Source organism: Parafannyhessea umbonata (genome assembly GCF_900111255.1).
GTDB lineage: Bacteria > Actinomycetota > Coriobacteriia > Coriobacteriales > Atopobiaceae > Olsenella_J > Olsenella_J umbonata_A.
The window spans coordinates 1-20,119 of the sequence record NZ_FOGP01000007.1 but is presented as its reverse complement, the minus strand read 5'-3'; the positions used below and the strand labels follow the sequence as shown (position 1 = coordinate 20,119).

General features: G+C 62.4%; 14 protein-coding genes, 1 rRNA gene and 1 pseudogene. 2 read left to right on the top strand and 14 right to left on the bottom strand.

Going from position 1 to position 20,119, the window contains the following annotated elements; translation table 11 throughout:
* Position 1: 1 nt before the first annotated feature.
* Genes cutC through BMY31_RS08050 form a run of 6 tightly spaced genes read right to left on the bottom strand, consistent with a single transcriptional unit; the run spans position 2 to position 6,082 of the window.
* Positions 2-2,545, bottom strand: a complete 2,544-nt coding sequence (gene cutC, locus BMY31_RS08075; RefSeq protein WP_091009682.1) for a choline trimethylamine-lyase — start codon at positions 2,543-2,545, stop codon at positions 2-4.
* A 14-nt stretch (positions 2,546-2,559) separates the two neighbouring features.
* A complete protein-coding gene (locus tag BMY31_RS08070; RefSeq protein ID WP_091009680.1) occupies positions 2,560-4,080 on the bottom strand; it encodes an aldehyde dehydrogenase in 1,521 nt (506 codons plus the stop codon).
* 11 nt (positions 4,081-4,091) lie between these two features.
* On the bottom strand, positions 4,092-4,403 hold the full coding sequence (locus tag BMY31_RS08065) for a BMC domain-containing protein (RefSeq protein WP_091009677.1): 312 nt from the start codon (positions 4,401-4,403) through the stop codon (positions 4,092-4,094).
* A 13-nt stretch (positions 4,404-4,416) separates the two neighbouring features.
* Complete coding sequence (locus tag BMY31_RS08060) at positions 4,417-4,716, bottom strand: BMC domain-containing protein (protein WP_091009674.1); 300 nt, start codon at positions 4,714-4,716, stop codon at positions 4,417-4,419.
* 9 nt (positions 4,717-4,725) lie between these two features.
* Entirely contained in the window at positions 4,726-4,989 is a 264-nt protein-coding gene (locus BMY31_RS08055) for a hypothetical protein (protein ID WP_091009671.1), read from the bottom strand.
* Entirely contained in the window at positions 4,976-6,082 is a 1,107-nt protein-coding gene (locus BMY31_RS08050; RefSeq protein WP_091009669.1) for a hypothetical protein, read from the bottom strand. The genes BMY31_RS08055 and BMY31_RS08050 overlap by 14 nt, the downstream gene beginning before the upstream one ends.
* Before the next feature lie 1,256 nt (positions 6,083-7,338).
* Here BMY31_RS08050 and BMY31_RS09050 point away from each other — a divergent pair.
* A complete protein-coding gene (locus BMY31_RS09050; protein WP_091009666.1) occupies positions 7,339-7,938 on the top strand; it encodes a hypothetical protein in 600 nt (199 codons plus the stop codon).
* Between the two features lie 397 nt (positions 7,939-8,335).
* Positions 8,336-9,116: pseudogene (locus tag BMY31_RS09075) on the top strand (IS1634 family transposase); the annotation flags it as partial.
* Between the two features lie 170 nt (positions 9,117-9,286).
* Here the strand turns inward: BMY31_RS09075 and BMY31_RS08035 are convergent.
* The 8 genes from BMY31_RS08035 to rrf form a co-directional block, all read right to left on the bottom strand.
* Positions 9,287-9,967, bottom strand: coding sequence for a transaldolase family protein (locus BMY31_RS08035; protein ID WP_078687784.1), 681 nt, complete (start codon positions 9,965-9,967; stop codon positions 9,287-9,289).
* Between the two features lie 235 nt (positions 9,968-10,202).
* Complete coding sequence (locus BMY31_RS08030) at positions 10,203-10,499, bottom strand: PTS sugar transporter subunit IIB (protein WP_078687785.1); 297 nt, start codon at positions 10,497-10,499, stop codon at positions 10,203-10,205.
* The gene (locus BMY31_RS08025) at positions 10,499-10,957 is read right to left on the bottom strand and encodes a PTS sugar transporter subunit IIA (RefSeq protein WP_091009888.1); all 459 of its coding nucleotides are present in this window, start codon (positions 10,955-10,957) and stop codon (positions 10,499-10,501) included. The genes BMY31_RS08030 and BMY31_RS08025 overlap by 1 nt, the downstream gene beginning before the upstream one ends.
* Before the next feature lie 162 nt (positions 10,958-11,119).
* Complete coding sequence (locus BMY31_RS08020; RefSeq protein WP_091009658.1) at positions 11,120-11,998, bottom strand: YitT family protein; 879 nt, start codon at positions 11,996-11,998, stop codon at positions 11,120-11,122.
* A complete protein-coding gene (gene prfB, locus BMY31_RS08015) occupies positions 11,995-13,110 on the bottom strand; it encodes a peptide chain release factor 2 (protein WP_078687788.1) in 1,116 nt (371 codons plus the stop codon). Before prfB ends, BMY31_RS08020 begins: the two co-directional genes overlap by 4 nt.
* A gap of 5 nt (positions 13,111-13,115) precedes the next feature.
* Positions 13,116-15,863: a preprotein translocase subunit SecA gene (secA, locus tag BMY31_RS08010; RefSeq protein WP_091009655.1), complete on the bottom strand. Its 2,748-nt coding sequence runs from the start codon at positions 15,861-15,863 to the stop codon at positions 13,116-13,118.
* Positions 15,864-16,243: 380 nt separating this feature from the next.
* Entirely contained in the window at positions 16,244-19,291 is a 3,048-nt protein-coding gene (locus tag BMY31_RS08005) for an AfsR/SARP family transcriptional regulator (protein WP_180371389.1), read from the bottom strand.
* 549 nt (positions 19,292-19,840) lie between these two features.
* A 5S ribosomal RNA gene (rrf, locus tag BMY31_RS08000) occupies positions 19,841-19,956 on the bottom strand.
* Positions 19,957-20,119 lie beyond the last annotated feature (163 nt).

Below are 20,119 nucleotides of genomic sequence, written 5' to 3'. Positions count from 1 at the left end.
GCTAGAACTTCTCGAGCATCGTTCGGCTGATGATCTCGTCCTGAACGTCCTTGCAGAGCTCGTTGAAGAACGCCGAGTAGCCAGCGACGCGGACGACCAGGTCGCGGTGGTTCTCGGGGTGCTTCTGGGCGTCGATGAGCGTCTCGTTGTCGAGGTAGTTGAACTGCATCTCGCCGTTGCCGAACATCGACGCGGTGCGCAGCAGCGTGATGAGGCCGTTCTCGCCCTCGGGCGTGTCGAGCAGGCCGCTCATGAGCTTGAAGTTGTGGACCATGCCGATGTTCATCGAGTCGTTGGAGAGCTTGGAGACCGACTTGATGATCGCGGTGGGGCCGCGGAAGTCCGCACCCTGGGTGGGGCTGATGCCGTCGGAAAGCGGCGTCCAGGCCTTGCGGCCGTTTGCGGTGGCGCCGGTCATCTCGCCGAAGGGCGTGTTGTTGGAGATCGAGAGCGTGCCGGTGGACATGTGGGAGTAGAGCGTCTTGAAGTCCACGTGGATTCGCTCGGTGTAGTCGACGATGTCGGCCGCGATGGAATCGGCGTAGTCGTCGTCGTTTCCGTACTTGGGCGCATCGAGGCAGTCCTTGCGCATCTGCTCGCGACCCTCGAAGTCGCTCTTGAGGGCATCCGCCATCTCGGTGAGGGTGTACTTGTGCTCCTCGAAGACGAGCTTCTTGATGGCCGCCATCGAGTCGGCGTAGGTCGCGAGGCCCGTCCAGACGACGCCGGGGCCGTAGTTGTACATGGCTCCACCGGCGGAGACGTCCTTGCCGCTCTCCATGCAGCCCTCGTACATGATCGACATGAGGGGCTTGGGGGCGACGGCGCGAGCGACGCGCTGGGAGATGACCGTCGCGACGTCGGTCCACTTGGTGACGAAGTAGATGGTCTTCTTGACGGCCTCGTCAAACTCCTCGTACGTCTTGTACTGCGCGGGATCGCCGAGGTCGGGGGTCACCTGCTTGCCGTACCACAGGGGCACGCCGTGGTTGAGGGTGAGCTCGATGCAGATCGGCCACTGCGTGTAGGACGTCGAGGTCCACTGGTAGAGGCGGCCGGACTTCTGGGGCTCGACGCAGCCCATCATGCAGTAGTCGCGGGCGTCCTCGACGCTGACGCCCTTGGCGAGCATCATCTTGATGTGCGTGTCGTCGAAGTGGCAGGCGGGGAAGCCCATGCCGGAGCGGACGATGTCCACGATCTTGCGCATGTACTTCTCGGGCGACTTGTTGTTGATGCGGCAGGCGACCGTGGGCTGGTAGACCTTGACGTGACGGACGGCGTCCATCAGGAGGTACGTGAGCTCGTTGGTCGCGTCGTGGCCCTGGCGCGTGACGCCGCCGAGGGTCATGTTGATGAAGGGCTGGTAGCCGGCGAAGAACTCGGACTGGCCGCGCGAGGTGACCCACATCATCTCGCTCATCTTGATGAGCATGCAGCCCGCGATGTCGAAGGCCTGGTAGGGAGTGAGGCGCCCGGCCTCGATGTCAGCCTTGTAGAAGGGATACATGTACTGGTCGACGCGGCCGAGCGACATGCCCGTCTGGTTCTCCTCGACCGGAAGCAGGCTCTCGATCACGAAGACGGACTGGACGGCCTCCCAGAAGGTGCTCGGCGCGTGCGCCGGTACGCTCTGGAGGATGTGCGAGATCTGCTGGAGCTCGGCGGCGCGCTTGGCGTCGTGGCAGGAGGACGCGAGCTGGGCCGCGTACTCGCTCATGCGCCTGGCGTAGATCATGACGCCCTCGGTGGTGTCGATCACGCTCTTGTAGAAGTAGATCTTCTCGAGGTCGTCGGGGTTGGCGTAGTCGAGGTGGGCGAGGTGCTCGCGCGCCTCGGCCTGGATGTCGAGCATGCCCTTCTTCATGAGGATGACGTCATAGCCGGGATTGGAGTCTCCGCCGCCGCTCATGGCGTGGTAGGAGCAGTCGGAGACGAACGACTCGCCGGAGAGCTCCCAGACGCCGGCCTCGCGGTACTGGTCCTCGCAGACCTCGTCCTGCGACTTGCCCTCCCAGAACGGGAAGAGGACGTCGCGGCAGTACTGCTTGTCCTCCTCGGAGATGTAGAAGGGGTCCTGCGGACGCTCGCCGATGGTGTCGAGCTCGTCGCGCAGCCACCTCCAGGCGAGGTCGGGCGAGAACGCGCCGGCGCGCGGCGCGCCGCAGGGGGCGCCCACCACGAGCTCGTCGTCCTGGATAACGAGCGGGGCCGTCTCGCAGCAACGGCGGAAGGCCTTGGCGCGCAGCTCGATCATCGGCATGCCCGGGTTGGCCTTCATGATCTCGGTAACCGCGCGTGCGCGGTGCATGGTGATGCTCGGCACCTGCTTGAGGAAGTTGTCCTTCAGGCGGCGCTGGCGGTCGGTGGGTCCCTCGGGCACATCGTAGGGCTCGCCCTCGCCACGCGGGACGGCGGGCGCCGCGCACGGCGCGTCGAGCTGGTCTGCGACCTTCTCGAACATCTGGCGAACGGTCGCACGCTGCTCGTCGGACATGTTCTTCGTTGCCTCGGAGAGTTCCTTGGCAAACTCCTTGATGTCCATTCTCACTCCTTCGCTTAATCGTTTCGAATTGCCTTGACCACGCCGTCGAACCACCCCTGTGGGTTGGCGCCCTCATGGGCCTCCGACCCGTGGTCTTCCGGCTCGTCCGTGGGATCGGCGATCCTCGTCCTGAAGACGACCGGCGTGTGGTCGCAGGAGCTCGCGCGCTCGAGAAGAGCGTGCTCCGCGGCCGTGGAGCCAACACCGACCTGGCGGCGACGCACGAAGTCGCCGTAGGTCACGCCGAGCTCGGAGGTCGTCGCGCAGTCCCAGCCCGTGACGGTGAGCGTCTTGGGCAGGTCGCTGTGACATCCGATGCAGCCCAGGGCGCAGCTCACGTTCACGAGCACCCTTCCCACGGGCTTCTTGAGGATGAACTGGCGAATTACCTCCGGGTCCTGCGAGAAGATCGAGAGAGCGTTGCCGTGACCGCTGTTCAAGATCAGCTCAATGCACTTCTCGCAGGCCGTGCGCCAGCTTTCCTCGACGTAATACGAGAGAACGGGTCCATACTTCGCCTTGGAGAAGAAGCTGTACTCGCTCACATAGGGCTTTTGGACCACGAGCACCCTGGTGCTCTCGGGCACCGTGATGTCCGCGCGACGGGCGAGGTCGAAGGCGCTCTTCGCGATGAGCTCGCGATAGGGCAAGCCATCGGGCGCGAAGAGGATCGACACGAGCCGGTCTGCCTGCTCGTCGGTAAGGAAGAAGCACCCCTGTCGGCGGAGCTCCTCCTTGAAGGCGTCGTCGACCGCACGCTCGACGACCACGCTCTGCTCGGCGCCGGGAAGCATGCCATGGCAGAACGACTTTCCCAGCACGACCTCCTTGGCACAGGCCGCAAGGTCGGCCGTCTCCTCGACGAAGACGGGGTTGTTGCCGAGGGTCGCATGGTAGACGTCGCGACCGGCGGCGTCGAAGTCGTGGCTCTCCTGCTCCTCGCGGGAGTCGATCACCACGTGGACGCACGGCTGCGAACAGACCCACTGCTCTCCCTCGGGACAGAAGATGCTGAGGAATCCCAGCGCCTCGAGGGGGTAGTGACAGAACTCGGCCACCTCGGCGATGTCACGCATGGCGCGCTCGCAGGTGCCGTGGATGCGGGCGCTCGCCGAGAAGACGATCGGGCTCTTGGAGCGCACCGCCATGAAGAGCTGACTCAACATCGTGGGGACCGCGAGCCAGTCGGGAAGCAGCGACACCACCACGCCCTTGGACAGGCAGACCTCCGCGGCGCCGGAGCGCGAGCGCACGATCTTCTGGACCGGCGTGCGCGCACAGACGTCGTCGAGCAGGTCAGTGAGCACCCATTCGGTGAGGCTCGCCTCGTCCTCGGCGCAGCAATAGTCGCTCTCCGAGAAGGCCTGCTCCGCATATGCCCCCGCAAGCGGGAGCAGGCGCTCCTTCAGGTGCGACAGGAAGTCGTCGACGAGTGATGCCGGCAGCCCCTCGAGGACCTCCGCGGACTCGGCCGCGTGCTCCAGGAGGATGCGTGCCTCCTGGATCGAGAGGAGGTCGTTGTCGATGAGAGACATACGGCGCCTCCTTAGTAGGCCAGAAGCTTCTCGACGTCGTACTTGTCGGTGATCTTCTTGAGGCTCGGGTGCGGCCTCGGAATAACCACCGAGCTGTAGACCTCGGCGCCCAGCGCCTCGACGGCCTTCACGCCGGCCGCGACAGCCGCCTTGCAGGCGGCGACGTCGCCCTCGACGAGAATCGAGATGTATCCCGAGGCGGTGTTCTCGTAGCCAATGAGCTCGACGTCACCGGCCTTGCACATGGCGTCGCCGGCCTCGAGAACCCAGACCAGGCCGAAGGTCTCGATAGCGCCAAGTGCGTTCATGCTCTCGCTTGCCATAGTCCTGGCCTCCCTAGTTGCAGTCGACGTCGTGCACGGAGACCACGTCGCCGATCGGCGGGACGGGTCGCTTCATGACATTGGCGGCGGTGAGCTTGCCGATGCTGGCGGCAGCCTCCTTGCCGGCCCTGACGGCGGCCTCGCAGGCGGCGACGTCGCCCTTGACGATGATGGTGACGAGCGTGGACCCAACGTTCTCGTAGCTGACGAGCTCGGTGTCGCCCGCCTTGAGCATGGCGTCCGCCGCGTAGATGGCGGGAACCATGCCAATGGTCTCGATGAGGCCGATGGCCTCCTCTCCGCGATAGCGCATGTTCCCTCCCTACTTGATGTACGAGTCGATGGTTGCGCGCTGCTCTTCGCTGGCGCTGTAGAAGACGCGCAGGTCGCCGTTGGAATCAAGGTCGACGCGCGACTCGGCGATGAGACCGTTCTTCTCGGCGGTCATCAGCGCCTCCTGCATCTTTTCGCGCTTGAACGCGGTGAAGGTCGAGTAGTCGCCGGCAAGCGCGCCCATCACGTCGTCGGCGCAGGCCTCGTCGACCGTGGTGAAGTACTTGAGCATTGCGTAGTTAAGCGGTCGCATGAGCCGCCTCCTTCTTCTTGAAGAGCTCCTTGGGGTCAACGGCGATGACGAGGATGCCGAGGATCATGACGACCGCGGCGATCCAGGCGATCGGCGGAAGCGCGTAGCCGTCGATGCCCATGGCGAGGCCAACCACGAGGTAGGTCACGAGCGGCGCCACGAAGGTGTAGGTGCCGTTGCAGGCCATGCCCAGCGCGGTTCCGCACATGGAGTTGCCGCGGTACCAGCTGGCAAAGGACTTGTAGGCGGCGAAGCCGGCGACCACGAAGCACGCGATCGTGGGAAGGTTAGCGACGGCAGCGCTGAGGTAGGAGAAGGTCTGCGCCATGGGAACGCCGCCTGCGACGGAGAGGATGGGGAGGACGACGAGCAGCTCGACGACACCCGAGACGCACTGGCGCAGAGTGATGCCGATCTGGGTGTCGATCATGCAGGAGGCGTAGCCGGCGATGCAGCCCTCTGCGCCCCAGCCCAGGGCGGCCACGAAGGCCAGCGCGAGGCCCATGACGATGTTGGAGGAGGAGTCACCCGTGAGGCTCGCCGAGCCGATCATGAGGCCGGCGGCGACGCAGATGAGGATGCCCACGATCTTGCGGGGACCAAGCTCCTGCTTGTAGAGGATGCGCGAGAGGATCGAGCCAATCGCGGGATTGAGCGCGGCGATGGGAACCACGATGGTGCCGGCCTGGGAGAGCGCGATGATGTAGGCGACGGTCGCGATGGGGCCACCCACAAGAGCGCTCAGCATCAGGATGATGCCCGGCCTCGTGTTCACCGTACGACCGAAGTCACCAAGCTTTCCCTGCTTGATGGTGATGGCCAACGCCCAGATGGCACTGCAGGTATCGTTGATGGCGCTTGCGATGGTCGGAATGATGAACACGGCGAGAAAAGCGGTGGGTGCGATCTCGGCGGTCCAGCCGGCCCAGAGGACAGAGTTCTGACCCGCTGTCACAAACGCGGTGTAGAAGCCGTACATAAGGCTCGAGAACAGGGCGATCATGATGCCCTTCTTGAAGAAGCTCGCGTCAAGCGCACTCTTCTTCTGCCTGGCCAGATCGGCAGGCGACAGCGTTGCGGATGCGTCTTGCATTCCATACCTCCACTTCGGAAGAACTTCAGTTCACAGAACCTTCACGTCACGGCGGGGCCGATGGTACAAGCCTTCCGTTGTGTAAGGGCACAGCCGCGCACGATTCTTCGGCGCGTTTTGTGTGAACGGACGAGCGAGAGCCGCTGAGCGGAAGAAGTTGTTCAAACGAGATGACAGCTTCGCCGCGAGCGCCGGCCCAATCGAGTGGCAAAATAATGGAATTGCAGAAGTATTGGATTTCGCTCGTTCCAAGGCGTCGGCATGCATCCGCGCCGATTTACCCGACGCAGTGCGGATCGCAAATTGTGGCCATCAACAGCTTCCCCAGCAATACACGCACACGCACGCGATACGTATTTGCGTCGCCCGTGTCCACTGCTCGGCAGCAACGCCAACACGGCAAATGCGATACGACAGTTGCATTTCTGAAGCGTTGATAAAATCTCTCACATAGGGTATGGGTATGCAGGATTGCGCGTCGAATATTCACGGTCGAGCATCAGTGTGCATATGGTCAGCCGAATCGGAGACGAGCAGACAGCCGACCCACGCCTCCGGCCGCTCGGCCAACGACCCTCGCGCAACCGTTGGCCCGGGCCGCTGCCGCGTGCGAAGATGTAGCTGGCGACGTCCTACGGTCTTGGGTAGGCGGCGCCTGTCCCAGGTCCCGCGATGTTGGTGCATCACGGGACCCTACTATTGACTCAGGTGCCGAGCCCTACGTGTATCGGCGTAGTCCTCCCTTCGAGTCTTGGCGAGGGCGCACTCGGCGCCCGCCAGCTCCATCGCTGCCTTCGCGAGGCCGACCAGGCCCGCAAGGAATGGCAGGATCAAGAAGAATTGCTCCATAGGCAACACCTCCAACGGTGAGGCGCCGCCCCGCACGTAGGTCCGTCGACCAGCGTGAGTGGAGCATAGCGCGCGATCGAAATGGCGCGAGAATAGCCTTCCAATAGACAGAAATCCTTGTCTCTAGCTGGGCGTTTGCTGGCACGGAGCTGGCCGGTGCCACTCCGCGGGAGGCAGCGCGCGCCCAAAAACCGCTAGACTTGGCTCGATGCCGCCCGTGGCACCACACGACAGGCCCGCGCCGTGCATCCCTGCCCGACGCTCGCATTTGAAGGAAGCCCGCATGGCCAGCAAGAAGCACCGCGTCCTGCTCTACACGCTCTCGGGAGACGCCACGCTCGCCGACGCCATCCTCGACGGGTGGGGCGTCCGCGACCAAATCGAGCTCGTGGGCGTCCCCCCACGACATCTTCGTCCCCATCACCGAGGGCGCCCCCGACGAGCTCGAGCGTGGCTGCGACGCCATCGTCAACGAGATCGCCGGCATCTCCGAGGCGGGCGCGTCGGCAGTCGCCGCCTCGGGCGCGCGCCTCTTCGCAAGCCTCTCCATCGGCGTCAACCACATCGCGACCGACGCGCTCGCCCGCAAGGGCGTCCTGGCCACCAACTGCCCCGGCTACTGCACCGAGGACGTCGCCCTACATACCATCGCGCTCATGCTCGACCTCATGCGCAAGGTCACGTCGTCGAACCGCGATGTCGTCGCCAGCCGCTGGGACCCGTGCTTCGGCTACCCCGTGCACCGCCCGTCCACGCAGACGCTCAGAATCGGCAAACACTTTGTATTGGAAGTTCGAGAGACCGGTCGACCTATTTTGATAACCCCACGTTCTACCGGCAGAGTACATTTCCTGAAGCCAGTAGTAGACAAATTCGCTATTCGCTCTGTTGTCAAATCTAAGGAGACGACAGAAACTCGCGGGGATGACCGGGCAGTCATAGGCGTCAATCAATTCATTAGTGACGAAAACCGTCCTACCAGTTGGCCGAGAATCAGTTCCTCCTGAATTTTCCGAAACAATATCCCCGGCGCGAAGAGCGACGCTATTAACCTTAGAATCCTTCTCATACCTCACGGGAAGGCCGCCATAAGAGCCCTGCGCGACTGAAGGAAAATCTGCACCGCGAATAATTGCGACACGAGACGACCCCTCAAAAGGATTTTCTCTCCCCCATCCGCCTCCCCACTCCTCCGCAGTTAGCTGGCTGATCGAGAGAAAATTTTTCGATGCCCGACCTGCCCATACGGGCATTTTTCTTTGTCAAGTTTCTTGCTACGTATTGTTACGTATGGTACCTAGCGTATCCGCAGGTGGAACGGGGTGTGCCACGTACCTGAAGAAGACGCCGACCAAGCCGGGAAGGGTGAGCCTCTCGGCCGTGCGGGACTACCGCGACGAGAGCGGCCGCACGCGCCAGAGGACGGTGAGGACCTTCGGCTTCGTCGACGCGCTCGAGGCGGAGTTCGAGGACCCCGTGGCGCACTTCAGGAGGGACGAGGACGTCGAGGCCAAGGTGGTCGCGATGTGGAGCCGCAAGTACGCCGAGCGCGCCCGCCACGAGAGGGAGAAGGTGCTGGAGAGGGCGAGACAGCTCGTCGAGAGGCCGGGCGCGTGCACCCGCGCCGCGCACTACGGCGCCGCGCAGTACGTCAGGGACGTCACGTTCGACGCGAAGACCGGCGAGGCGCTCGAGGAGGCGGGGGTCAGGCCCCAGATCGACCAGGCCGCGATAGACGAGGCGGCCAGGCTCGACGGCTACCACCTCATCGTGACCAGCGAGACCGACTGGGAGGACTTCCGCATCCTCGACGCCTACCGGGAGCCGTGGAGGATCGAGGAGTCGTTCAAGGTGACCAAGACCGGCGGACTCGAATCCAGGCCCGTCTGGGCGTGAACCGAGTCCCACATACGCGCGCACTTCCTGACCTGCTACCTGGCGCTCCTGATCGTCCGCCTCTCCCAGCGCGCGCCGCCGTCGCACCCCCTCAGCGCGCGCCCTGCTGGAGGACATGCGCGACCTGGGCTGCTCCTACGCGGACGACGGCTGGTGGCTCTTCGACCACAGGACCGACCTCACCGACGAGATCTTCGCGCTCGCGGACGAGGAGGCTCCGCGCAAGTGGATGAGGACGGCGGACGTGAGGGTCCTGTTCAAGAAGGGGAAGAAGATCCACTGGAGGTAGCCGCCGAGCGGCGTGCCGTCAGAAAAAACAAGTAAAGGACGCCGTTTGCCCAGCTAGAAAGGGGCAAACGGCGCTAAACTGCTGCGGAAGTCAGGATTTAAAGCAGAGCGCAAAAGGGGCGCGGCCATCGCCGCGCCCCCCCGGGGCCCAAGTTTTCCCTGTTGGAGGAGCTAGCCCTCAACAACCTTCTTCCAGTCGGCCGCAAACTTGACAAGGCCCTGGTCGGTCAGCGGGTGGTGCACGCACTTCTTGAGCGCCGCGAACGGAACCGTGGCGATGTCGGCGCCCATGAGGGCGGCCTGCGTGACGTGGTTCGGGGTGCGGACGGACGCCGTGATGATCTCGGGGCCGCCCTCCTCGTCCCAGTAGCCATAGTCAAAGTTCTGGACCGCGTTGATGACGGTCTCGAGCTGGGCCAAGCCGTCGTCTCCAATGTCATCAAAGCGGCCGACGAAGGGAGAGATGTAGCGGGCGCCGGCGCGCGCGGCGAGAAGCGCCTGGGGCGCCGAGAAGACGAGCGTCATGTTGACGCGAATGCCCTCCGCCGCAAGGGCGTGGGTCGCGGGCAGCGACGCCTCGCAGATGGGGAGCTTGACGACGATGTTCGGGGCCAGCGAGGCAAGGCGCTTGCCCTCGGCGATCATCTCCTCGGTGGTCTCCGCGGTGGACTCGGCGGAGACGGGCAGCCCCTCGCAGATGCTGCAGATCTTGACCATGTGGTCCTCGAAGTCCGCAAGCTTGCCGCCAGTCTTGGCATAGAGGCTCGGGTTGGTGGTAACGCCAGAGAGGACGCCCCAGCTTGCTGCCTCGCGAATCTCGTCGAGGTCGGCGGTGTCGATAAAGAACTTCATGTACGCTCCCCCTTCGATGGCGGTCGCCCGCCAATCCGGAAAACAGTTCATGGGCTCAGCCCACAGGTAGATACCATATCGCTATTGTCGCGAATGCACAGCACCGTTTTCCGTCTGCGTGAGCTTAGGCTTGGCGAACGCTAAAAAAGATGGCCGGGCAAAACCTCGTCCAACCATCTTCTAGACACATCTCAAGGCATCAGGGGCAAGAAGGACTGCCGCCGACGCCGATTGGCTACTCGCTCTTGGAAGCAAGGAATGCCTCGAGGGCCTCCTTGATCTCCTTCTTGTCCACGATGTTGCGGATGCCCGCAACGTACTTGTGGTTGCCGTCCTCAATGAGCTCCTCGGCAAGGTCCGACATGGTGATGACCAGGTCGCCGTCAAAGCCCATCAGCGCGTCAAGGTTGCCCTGGGAGGTCTCGATGGGATAGCCCTCCTCGCTGATGACCTGGTCACACTTGATCTTGAGCATCGCGGAGGAACCCATGCCGGCGCGGCAGCAAACAAGAGCGCGGAACTTCTGAGACATTAGAGACTCCTTTCCATGTCGCGGATCATCTCCACGACCTCAACCGGGGCTTGGGCCCCATCCATAGAAGACAGGAACCGCTCTTCCGAGAGCAGGTCCACCAAACGTGCCAAAACCTCAAGGTGCCCATCCGCCTCGGTCGCGCTGAGGGGGAACAGATACCTGACAGGATCATTCTCGCGCGCCCCGAAGCTCACTGGCAAGGACAAAATGCACGCGCCCATCGCCATGCGCCTGGCCCCAGACTCGGGCCTTGCGTGCGGCAGGGCCACGTGCGGGCAGACGACATAGTAGGGCCCGTACTTCTCGACCCCTGCGACGGCATCGGCGACATATGCCTCGCTCACCGCGCCCGACTCGACCAACGGGGAGAACGACTTGCGAACGGCATCGCGCCAGTCACGCGCCTCGACGCCAACCTGCACGCACTTCTCGTCGAGCAAATCGCTCAGGAACATCCTTGCCCCCGCTCTCGCGTCAAACGCAACGGGCCACACGCGGACGCGACCCGAGCACCTTGCCTCCCTAGGATGAGGTCGAGTAGCTAAATTTGCGACAACCAAACACCAAAAGTCGCACAATGCCTACGAAAATGCAGCCAAGGTGTTTAGATTGTCCATTTATGAGGGGCCAATTTCGCCAAAGCCCTCGCCAAAGGCCTCGTGCACCTCCGAGACAATCACGATGGCGTCCGGGTCGAGCTCGGCAACGATTCCCTTGAGGCGCGCGGTCTCGGTTCGGCCGAGGACGCACATCAGAACCGGACGGCTGTTGCCGCTCCAGACACCCCTGGCCTGCAGCTCCGTGCAGCCGCGACCCATCTCGTAGAGGATCTTGTTGGCGATTTCGTCATGCCTGTGCGAGATGATGTAGGCCACACGCGCCGTCCGGGGGCCGTCGACCACCATGTCGATCACCACGCCGCCGATGTACATTGCGATGCCGGCATAAAGCGCGTTTCGCACCGAGAACACGGGGATCGACGCCAGGACAATCGCGCCGTCGACCAGCATGCTCAGCGTGCCCAGCGGCAGGCCGGTGGGCTTGTTCAGCAGCTGGGCGACGATGTCGGTGCCACCGGTGTTGCCGCCCGAGAGGAAGACGATGCCCACGCCGGCACCGACCAGCACGCCACCCCAGATCGCAGAGATCAGCAGCTCGCCCTGGGCGAGCACGGGCACGACGGGCGCAAGCGCATCCATGAAGAGGCCCGAGATGATGATGCCCGCGATGCTTCTGGCGACGTAGCTCCAATCGCGCGTCGTGAGCACGACGTAGCTCAGGAGAAGGACATTCATGACGATGGTCTGGATACCAACGGGAAGCGTGATGCCCACGCTCGCGGCGATGGCCGCAAGAATGGTCGCCAGACCGGTCAGGCCACCGGCAGCCAGGCCGTTGGGGACCTCGAAGCAGTCAACGCCCAGGGCGAACACGAAGGAGCCGGCCACGATCAGGAAGGCCTCCTTGAGGTATCGGCGCCAGTCGACCTTCTTCACGAGGCATCCTTTCTGCCAACGGCCCACCTGTGGTAGGCAATCACGAACGGATCGAGGTCACCGTCCTGCAAGACGGAGTCGACGTTGCTCGTCTCGAGTCCGGTGCGCGTGTCCTTCACCAGCTGGAAGGGGTAGAGGACGTAGTTTCTAATCTGGTTGCCAAACGAGATCTCGCTCTTGGGGCCGCGCAGCGCCTCAAGCTCGGCCTCGCGCTTCTCGCGCTCCATCTCGTACAGGCGGCTCCTGAGAATCTGCATGGCGACGGCCTTGTTCTGCAGCTGGCTTCGCTCGTTCTGGCAAGTGACGACCGTCCCGGTCGGGAGGTGCGTGATGCGCACGGCCGAGTCGGTCGTGTTGACGCCCTGGCCGCCGGGGCCAGACGCGTGGTAGACGTCGATGCGAAGGTCGTTTTGATCTATCTCGACCTCGATGTCATCGGGCAGGACGGGAACGACGTCGACGCCGGCAAAGGTCGTCTGGCGGCGCTTCTTCGCGTCCGTAGGCGAGATTCGGACAAGCCTGTGCACGCCCTTCTCCGCGCGGAGCATTCCATAGGCATTCTTGCCGGAGACCGTGAAGGTCGCTCGATCCAAGCCGATGACCTCGGCGGGCGTGACGTCGTTGAGGTCGACCTTCCAGCCGCGCTTGTCGCAGTAGCGCAGGTACATGCGGAAGAGCATGTCACACCAGTCTTGTGCCTCGAGTCCGCCCTGTCCGGGCGTGATGGTGACGATCGCGTCGCCATGGTCAAGGTCATCCGTAAACCAGCTGGAAAGCTCGAGTTCGGCGAGGCTCTTCCTGAGCTCCCCGGCGAGGCGCGCGGCCTCTTCCCCCAGCTCGTCGTCGCCCACCTCGTCGCCAAGCTCAAGCGCCGCGACCGCGTCGTCGAGCTTCTGGTGGGCGTCTTCGATGTTCTGGACGTCCTCGCGTGCGCGCGTCAGCTCGGCCATTGTGGAGCTGGCTGCCTCCGCATCATCCCAGAATCCTGGTTCCGCGCTCTTGCGCTCCAGCTGCGCGACATCATGCCTGCGCAGGTCGATGTGCAGGTAACCTTCCACCTCATCAAGACGGGCCTTGAGCGCCTCGATGTCTGCGTGCGTAATTCCTGTCATGCGAGCTATTTCCTACCGTGGCAGTTCTTGAACTTCTTGCCGCTGCCGCAGGGGCAGGGGTCGTTGCGGCCGACATTGACGTACGGGTTGGGGTCCTCCGACTTCCTGTAGGTGCTTGCCTTGGTGGGAGCGGAAGCGCCCCGGACGGCCTGGGCGCGCGTGACGCGCGTCCTCGTGACGCCGTCGGCATGGTCGCCGTCGACCTCGCCGGGGCCCGAGTACTTCGCACCGCGAAGTTCCTCGGCCTCGTCGCTGCTTGTTGGTGCGGGCGCGACGCCCTGAGCGAGCTCGATGCGAAGAATGGTCTGGAGGAAGTCCTCGTACATCGTGTTGACGAGCTCGGTAAAGGCGGCGTACGCCTCGGCCTTGTACTCCACGAGCGGGTCGCGCTGGCCGAAGCCGCGCAGGCCGATGCCCGTCTTCAGGTAGTCCATCTCCTGCAGGTAGGACATCCAGCGCGTGTCGATAACGCGAAGCATGACCTGGGCGGAGAGCTCATGCATGATGGCGTCCGAGAGGCGCTCGGACTTCTCGGAGTAGCACTTGAGGACGAAGTCGTCCACAACCTCCTCAATTTCGTCGCCCTCGGCATCCTCGTCGAACTCGGGAAGGTCGGCCCTTCCCGTAAGGTCGGCGACCCACTTGCGAAGGCCCTTGACGTCCCAGTCGCCCGAATCAATCTCGCTGGAGCAGAACTCCCCCACGCGACGCTCGACGACGTCGTGGGTGACCTCCTCGACATGGGCGACCAGGTCCTTGCCGTCCAGAATCCTGTTGCGCTCCTCGTAGATGACCGTACGCTGCTTGTTCATGACGTCATCGTAGTCAAGAACGTTCTTGCGCATCGAGAAGTTGATCTCCTCGACCTTGTGCTGCGTGTTCTCGATCGCCTTCGTGACCATCTTGGCCTGAATGGGCATGTCCTCCGGCATGTCGTACTTCGCCATCATCTGCGCGATCTTGTCCATCCTGTCGCCACCGAACAGGCGCATGAGGTCGTCGTCCAGCGACAGGTAGAACTGGGTCTCGCCGGGGTCGCCCTGACGACCGGAACGACCGCGAAGCTGGTTGTCGATTCGGCGGCTCTCATGGCGCTCGGTGCCGATAACGCACAGGCCGCCAGCCTCGATGACCGCGTCCTTCTCCTTTGCGCAGACCTCTCGAGCACGCTCGAAGTACTCGTTGCGCTGCTCGGGAGTGACCTCCTCCGGATCGATGCCGTCCTGGTCCATGAGCTCCTTGGCAAGAACGTCAGGGTTACCGCCCAAGAGGATGTCCGTACCACGGCCTGCCATGTTGGTGGCGATGGTCACCGCGCCCTCGCGGCCGGCCTGCGCAACAATCTGCGCCTCTCGCTCGTGGTACTTCGCGTTGAGCACCTCGTGGGCGATGCCCCTCTTGTCGAGGATCCTCGAGAGCCTGTCAGAGCTCTCGATGGAGACGGTGCCGACCAGGACCGGCTGGCCTGTGGCGTGACGTCTCGCGACGTCCTCGGCAACCGCATTGAACTTCGCGTCGAGCGACTGGTACACCAGGTCGTCGTAGTCCTTGCGGATGACGGGCTTGTTGGGAGGAATGACCTGAACGGCCAAGCCATAGATCTCTCGGAACTCCGCGTCCTCGGTCATTGCGGTGCCGGTCATGCCGGACAGCTTGTCGTACAGGCGGAAGTAGTTCTGGAGCGTGATGGTTGCGAGGGTCTGGTTCTCCTCGCGGACAAGGACGCCTTCCTTGGCCTCGATTGCCTGGTGCAGCCCCTCGGAGTAGCGCCTGCCCTCCATGATTCGGCCGGTGAACTCGTCGACGATCTTGACCTCGCCATCCATCACGACGTACTGCTGGTCGCGATGGAACATGTACTGGGCCTTGAGCGCCTGCTGGAGGTGGTTGACAAGCTGGCCGCTCATGTCGGCGTAGATGTCGTCGATGCCCAGGTTGTTCTCGATCTTCTTCAGGCCGATGTCCGTGGCCGAAATGGTGTGCTTCGCCTCGTCCATCTCGAAATCGACGTCAGGCTTGAGACCTCGCACGGCGCGTGCGAAGTCCTTGTAGGTGCCGGCAGACTTCGTGCCCGCGCCGGAGATGATGAGCGGCGTCCTGGCCTCGTCGATCAGAATCGAGTCGACCTCGTCGACGATGGCGAAAGAGTGTCCGCGCTGGACGCGCATGTTCGCCCTGCCGACCATGTTGTCGCGCAGGTAGTCGAAGCCGAACTCGGAATTCGTGCCGTAGGTCACGTCGGCCTCATAGGCGGGCTTCTTGAGGTTCAGCTTCATGCCGTTCTGGAGCAGGCCGACCTTCATGCCCATAAAGCGATAGATCTGGCCCATCCACTCGCTGTCTCGCTTGGCGAGGTAGTCGTTTACGGTAACGATGTGCACGCCCTTGCCGGGGATGGCGTTCAGGTAGCCCGCCAGCGTGGAGACGAGCGTCTTGCCCTCGCCGGTCTTCATCTCGGCAATCATGCCGCGGTGAAGCGCAATGGCGCCGATCACCTGAACGTCGAAGTGCCTCATCCCAACCGTACGCCACGACGCCTCGCGCATTGCCGCAAAGGCCTCGGGCAGTAGCTCGTCGAGCGTCTCGCCGTTCTGGTAGCGCTCGCGGAACAGAGCCGTCTGTCCCCTGAGCTCCTCGTCGCTCATGGCCTTGAACTTGGGCTCCTGATCGTTGACGCTCTGGGCGATCTTCTCGATCTCCTTAAGCTGCTTGTCGGCGCCACGCGACAACAGACGAGAGAAAAAGTTGGGCATGAGAAATCCTTAGGCACTCAAGGGGAGAAGAGCGTGACTCTACTCCCCAGACTATTCAGCGATTTTTACTTTATCAATTGGCACCCGCAGACAGTGCCTCTCACGCGTCAACCATCAAAACGGCACCATGGCGGCGCGTTTCGGCCGCTTCCGGAGCATTCTGCAGGCGTTCTCCGGCCTATTGTGTACCCATAGCCCGACTTCTAGTCGCACTCAATCCAGTCGCCCGGCATCACGTGCCGCCCGCCGAATACAGCACCCCCCCCGCAAGGAATAATGCGGGTCGAAAAAGCCGCGGCCGAACCTCTCTCGGCTCGGTCGCGGCGAGCCAGACTCGCGTCAGGCGGCTCCCTTCCTATGTTGGCCCCAGCTTTTCTCTCTTAGCTTGCGATGCCTCTTTCGCCAATGTCGCTTGTCCCACGTCCGCCTAGACTAGCGCCGAACCCATGCGAGTCTGCAGCATCCGTTCGCTCCCTTGGCTCGCCTTCGTCTCTCGCCATGTCCGTTGGCTCGTCGGCCGTGTCGCACGGGCCGTTCGAAGAGGGCGACGGGTCGCACGCGATGCCCTCCTCCATCTCGCGCCCCTCTTGCGCCGACACCCCTTCGTCGCTTCGGTCCGACTGTCCTTCGCCGACAATTTCCTCGACCATGGAGAGGATCTCCAGACTCGGACGAATCCCGAGCTCCGAATACAGCGTCGTCTTGTGTTTTCGGAAGGCGTAGAGCGCCTCGGAGCGTAGGCCCAGACCCTTAAGGGAGCCAAGCAGAACGAGCAGCGCGTCTTCCCTGCTCGGCCACTTGTCGAAAACTGCGCGCGAGAGCTCGGCCGCCAGATAGTACCTACCAGACCTCAGGGCGCACTGTGCCCCTTCGACGCAGCTGCTCGCATAGAGCCGATCGATTCTCTCAATCTTGCGCGCCGCGTTGCCGGTCACGTCACTTGCCACGTAAGCCGGGCCACCCTCATACATCTGATGGACGACGACGGCCTTCCGCGCCCTCGCCTCATCGTCACAGCCGCCCGCAAGAACGCGCTGGCAGATCTCGTTGAAGCGGTCCACGTCGAACTCGACATCACCCTCGCCGACAGTCACATACCCACCGTGCCGCGAGCTGTGCACGGGATCGAACCCCATGTACCTTCCGCCGAGCGCCGACCTGAGAGATGCAATGGCCTCATAGAGCTTCTGAGCCCCCGTGGCATAGTCGTCCTCGCCCCAAATGCAACGGAGAAGTTCGACCTTGCGCATCTTGTGCCCTGGCGTGAGGGCGAGAAGCGCAAGGACATCCTTTGCCCTTCTCTTGTTGATTCGGGAAAACGGCACCAGGCGGCCGTCAACGCGAACCTCGAATGAGCCCAAAACCTTTACCTGGACGCGCTTCGCCTTGGCATCCGCCTCACCCGCGGGCGGAACGGTCGGCGTCAGCGAGCCCGAGTCATCGTCACGCTCCTCGACCCCCGGCACCGCACGGCCCGAAACGCGTCGCCAGTTTGCCGGGATAAGCCCTCGGAAACACTCGGACGCATCCCCAAGGTCATTGCACAGGAACCAAAGAGCCCAGCTCACTTCATGGGACACGCCGCTTCTGCTCAGCGAGTCAAGCCTCACCCTCGAGTCATCGCCCACGCAGGCCTTGTAGAGCATGCGGGCAAGGTCGCCAAGCGCACCATTCTCGATCTCGCCGGGACGATACGATAGCTCTTCTCCCAACTTAGCCTCAGCTGCATACGTGATGAGCGTGGCAGCGTCACGCAAATAGGTGCAACCGCAGGCATCGGCCCTCTTTATTGCTTGGCGCGCCCTGACATAGCCTCTCTTGCAGCTGCCAAGCCTCACGTCACCTACAGCCGCAGCCAGCAGAAACACGATTTCGGCAACGCGGTCGCCATGGGCCGACGCACGAGAGATTGCCCTCTCCGCATTCCTGAACACGGCGTCAAACCCCATAACGGTCCACAGAGCCTCGTTGAAGTAGTCGCGGTATGCCTCCAAAAGCTTAGAGCCAGTCGATGAGACGACGCGTTTCAGAGACTCTCGCCCAAGTTCGTCATCCCTTGAGCCGCGCTCGCCCAATAGCAATGACGCAATTCTGAAGTCATCGTGTATAAACAGCGATGTCAGGTCATTTACATGCACGCAAGCTTCTGAATTTATTAAGGACTCATATACATCTGAGAAGTGCCCATCTATCAAGGCTCTGCACGCGTTGAGATGCTCGACGAGGCGCAGCGCGAACTCGTCTTGGCACCCATAGCGAGGATCAGGAGAATAGCGCGTCACCATCCCCGCCAGTGCCTTGCGCGAGAGACACAAGAGACATGCCTTCATCTGCTGGTTGACGTCGTCGCTCGGTGAGATGTACGGCAAACGCTGCTCGTAGTAATGATTCGACTCGAGACCATCCCCAGATCCACCGCCTGAACACGCAGCAAGGCCGTTTTCGGACCCCTCGCCATGTCCGCCAAGGGGCTCAGGAAGAGCGCCCTCTTCAAATGTAAGGGGAGCATCACCTGGAAGGCCAAGGACTTTTGGCAGGTCACCTTGCTCACCCTCAAGTGACCTCGCGGCCCAGAAGGCCCACGAGCGGCGTGCGAGAACCGTATCTGCCCACTCGATTTCCGACTGCTGGGGAAGGTGTGCATCCACGAGCGCCAAAGCGCCCGCGTTGATGAAGTCGACGCCGAAATCGCACGACAGCTCTTTCAGGAAAGCTCCATCATGACTCAGGCCCGCGACGATAGCGCAACGGCCATACTCGCCAAGGCGAGCGAGCGTGCACGCCGCACTCTGAATGACGACCTCCGACGAATCAAGGCATCCATAGAGGGCCGGCAGTGCCGCGGAGAAGAGTGTGTCGTCACACACTCCGGCAACACTAAAAGTTCGCGCGAGGAGATTAGCACCGAAAAAGGGTGCGTCTGCTTCCAGCGACGCAGCCATATCGTCATCGAAGCGACAGGCGTCTGAAAGATCGTCAAAGTCACCCCGGCCGATAAGAATCATAGCGAGACGTACCCGCTTCTCCTCATCCGTAAGGGAATCTCGCACCGCAGAGGTGACGCAAGCCCTAAGGGCTTCGACGTAAGCGGGAAGGACGTTACCTCGAGAGGCGTGCTCAGAAACGCCAACAAAAGAGCTTGCGAGCGCAGGGACCCCATTGGCAAGCCAAAGATACTTGCCGTCTCCCTCAATTGGGCAAATCAGGTCTCGGCTCCTAACGATGGCGTACCCATGGCAAGAGTCCACTAGAGTGGCCTCTTCAGGACGAAGAGCGACAATCACCGAGAAGCCCTGTCCAGACAGCCTGGCGAGCGCGTTGGCCTCACGGTCCGCGTCAAACTCGTCTGCGGCGGGCATGCCATCAATTAGTATGAAGCGCTCCCCGCTGCCAGCGGATGAGGCTATGCTTCGTGCATAACGCCCCATGCGAGAAGGAACCTCACGACTGTCACAATCGCAGAAAGAAACCTGGTCAACAAAAGCACCGTTCTGACGTGCGAGACGAGCGAAACAGTCAAGGGCATACGACTTGCCAAGGCCAGAATCCGCAACAAGAAACATAAGGTGAGATGGCGAATCAACGACGCGAGAGCAGATGCCGCAAAGGTCATCCGGCGTTAGGAGACCAAGGCCAACAGAAGACGCCTCCACAGCATTGGCATACTTGCATGGGGGTACAATGAGATCTTTTGAACTTATCATAGCTAAAACCCTTTGATTTATGTTTACACAATTGGATTGATGCATGCATCCTTGAATCAAGATTAGTTCTATCCAATTGGTCAACAAAAAGAAAGAGTTATGCATGAAAGATTTTGCCACCGTGATAGATTTCTTTGCAGATAACTGTCACTTGAAATTCTTTCTTAAAGTGGCACCTTAGAAAGGTTCAAAACATCAGCCTCCCGCCGGCATACGGGGGGAGGCCCCCGGCCGCAGAGCCGGGGGCCTCCCCCACGCGAAATGCCCCTAGTTGGTCAGCGGCGTCCTGCTCTCCCACGGACTGACTCCGCAGTACCATCGGCGCTCGGGGGCTTAACTTCTGGGTTCGGAATGGGACCAGGTGTGCCTCCCCTGCCATGGCCGCTGACCAACTAGGGGCATTCTGTTGTCACGGGGCCTTCGCCGCCGTGCCCTGGGGGCCGCACAGCGCGACGCGGACGACGCCTCTCCAAGAGGACCGCTCCGATCCGGAACACATGTAAAGGAAGGGAAGAGCTCGACCGATTAGTACTGCTCGGCTGAACGCCTCGC

Coding starts and splice junctions, on each gene's coding strand:
- cutC (WP_091009682.1), bottom strand. CDS start 2,545: ATGGACATCAAGGAGTTTGCCAAGGAACTCTCCGAGGCAACGAAGAAC.
- BMY31_RS08070 (WP_091009680.1), bottom strand. CDS start 4,080: ATGTCTCTCATCGACAACGACCTCCTCTCGATCCAGGAGGCACGCATC.
- BMY31_RS08065 (WP_091009677.1), bottom strand. CDS start 4,403: ATGGCAAGCGAGAGCATGAACGCACTTGGCGCTATCGAGACCTTCGGC.
- BMY31_RS08060 (WP_091009674.1), bottom strand. CDS start 4,716: ATGCGCTATCGCGGAGAGGAGGCCATCGGCCTCATCGAGACCATTGGC.
- BMY31_RS08055 (WP_091009671.1), bottom strand. CDS start 4,989: ATGCGACCGCTTAACTACGCAATGCTCAAGTACTTCACCACGGTCGAC.
- BMY31_RS08050 (WP_091009669.1), bottom strand. CDS start 6,082: ATGCAAGACGCATCCGCAACGCTGTCGCCTGCCGATCTGGCCAGGCAG.
- BMY31_RS08035 (WP_078687784.1), bottom strand. CDS start 9,967: ATGAAGTTCTTTATCGACACCGCCGACCTCGACGAGATTCGCGAGGCA.
- BMY31_RS08030 (WP_078687785.1), bottom strand. CDS start 10,499: ATGTCTCAGAAGTTCCGCGCTCTTGTTTGCTGCCGCGCCGGCATGGGT.
- BMY31_RS08025 (WP_091009888.1), bottom strand. CDS start 10,957: ATGTTCCTGAGCGATTTGCTCGACGAGAAGTGCGTGCAGGTTGGCGTC.
- prfB (WP_078687788.1), bottom strand. CDS start 13,110: ATGACAGGAATTACGCACGCAGACATCGAGGCGCTCAAGGCCCGTCTT.
- secA (WP_091009655.1), bottom strand. CDS start 15,863: ATGCCCAACTTTTTCTCTCGTCTGTTGTCGCGTGGCGCCGACAAGCAG.
- BMY31_RS08005 (WP_180371389.1), bottom strand. CDS start 19,291: ATGGGGCGTTATGCACGAAGCATAGCCTCATCCGCTGGCAGCGGGGAG.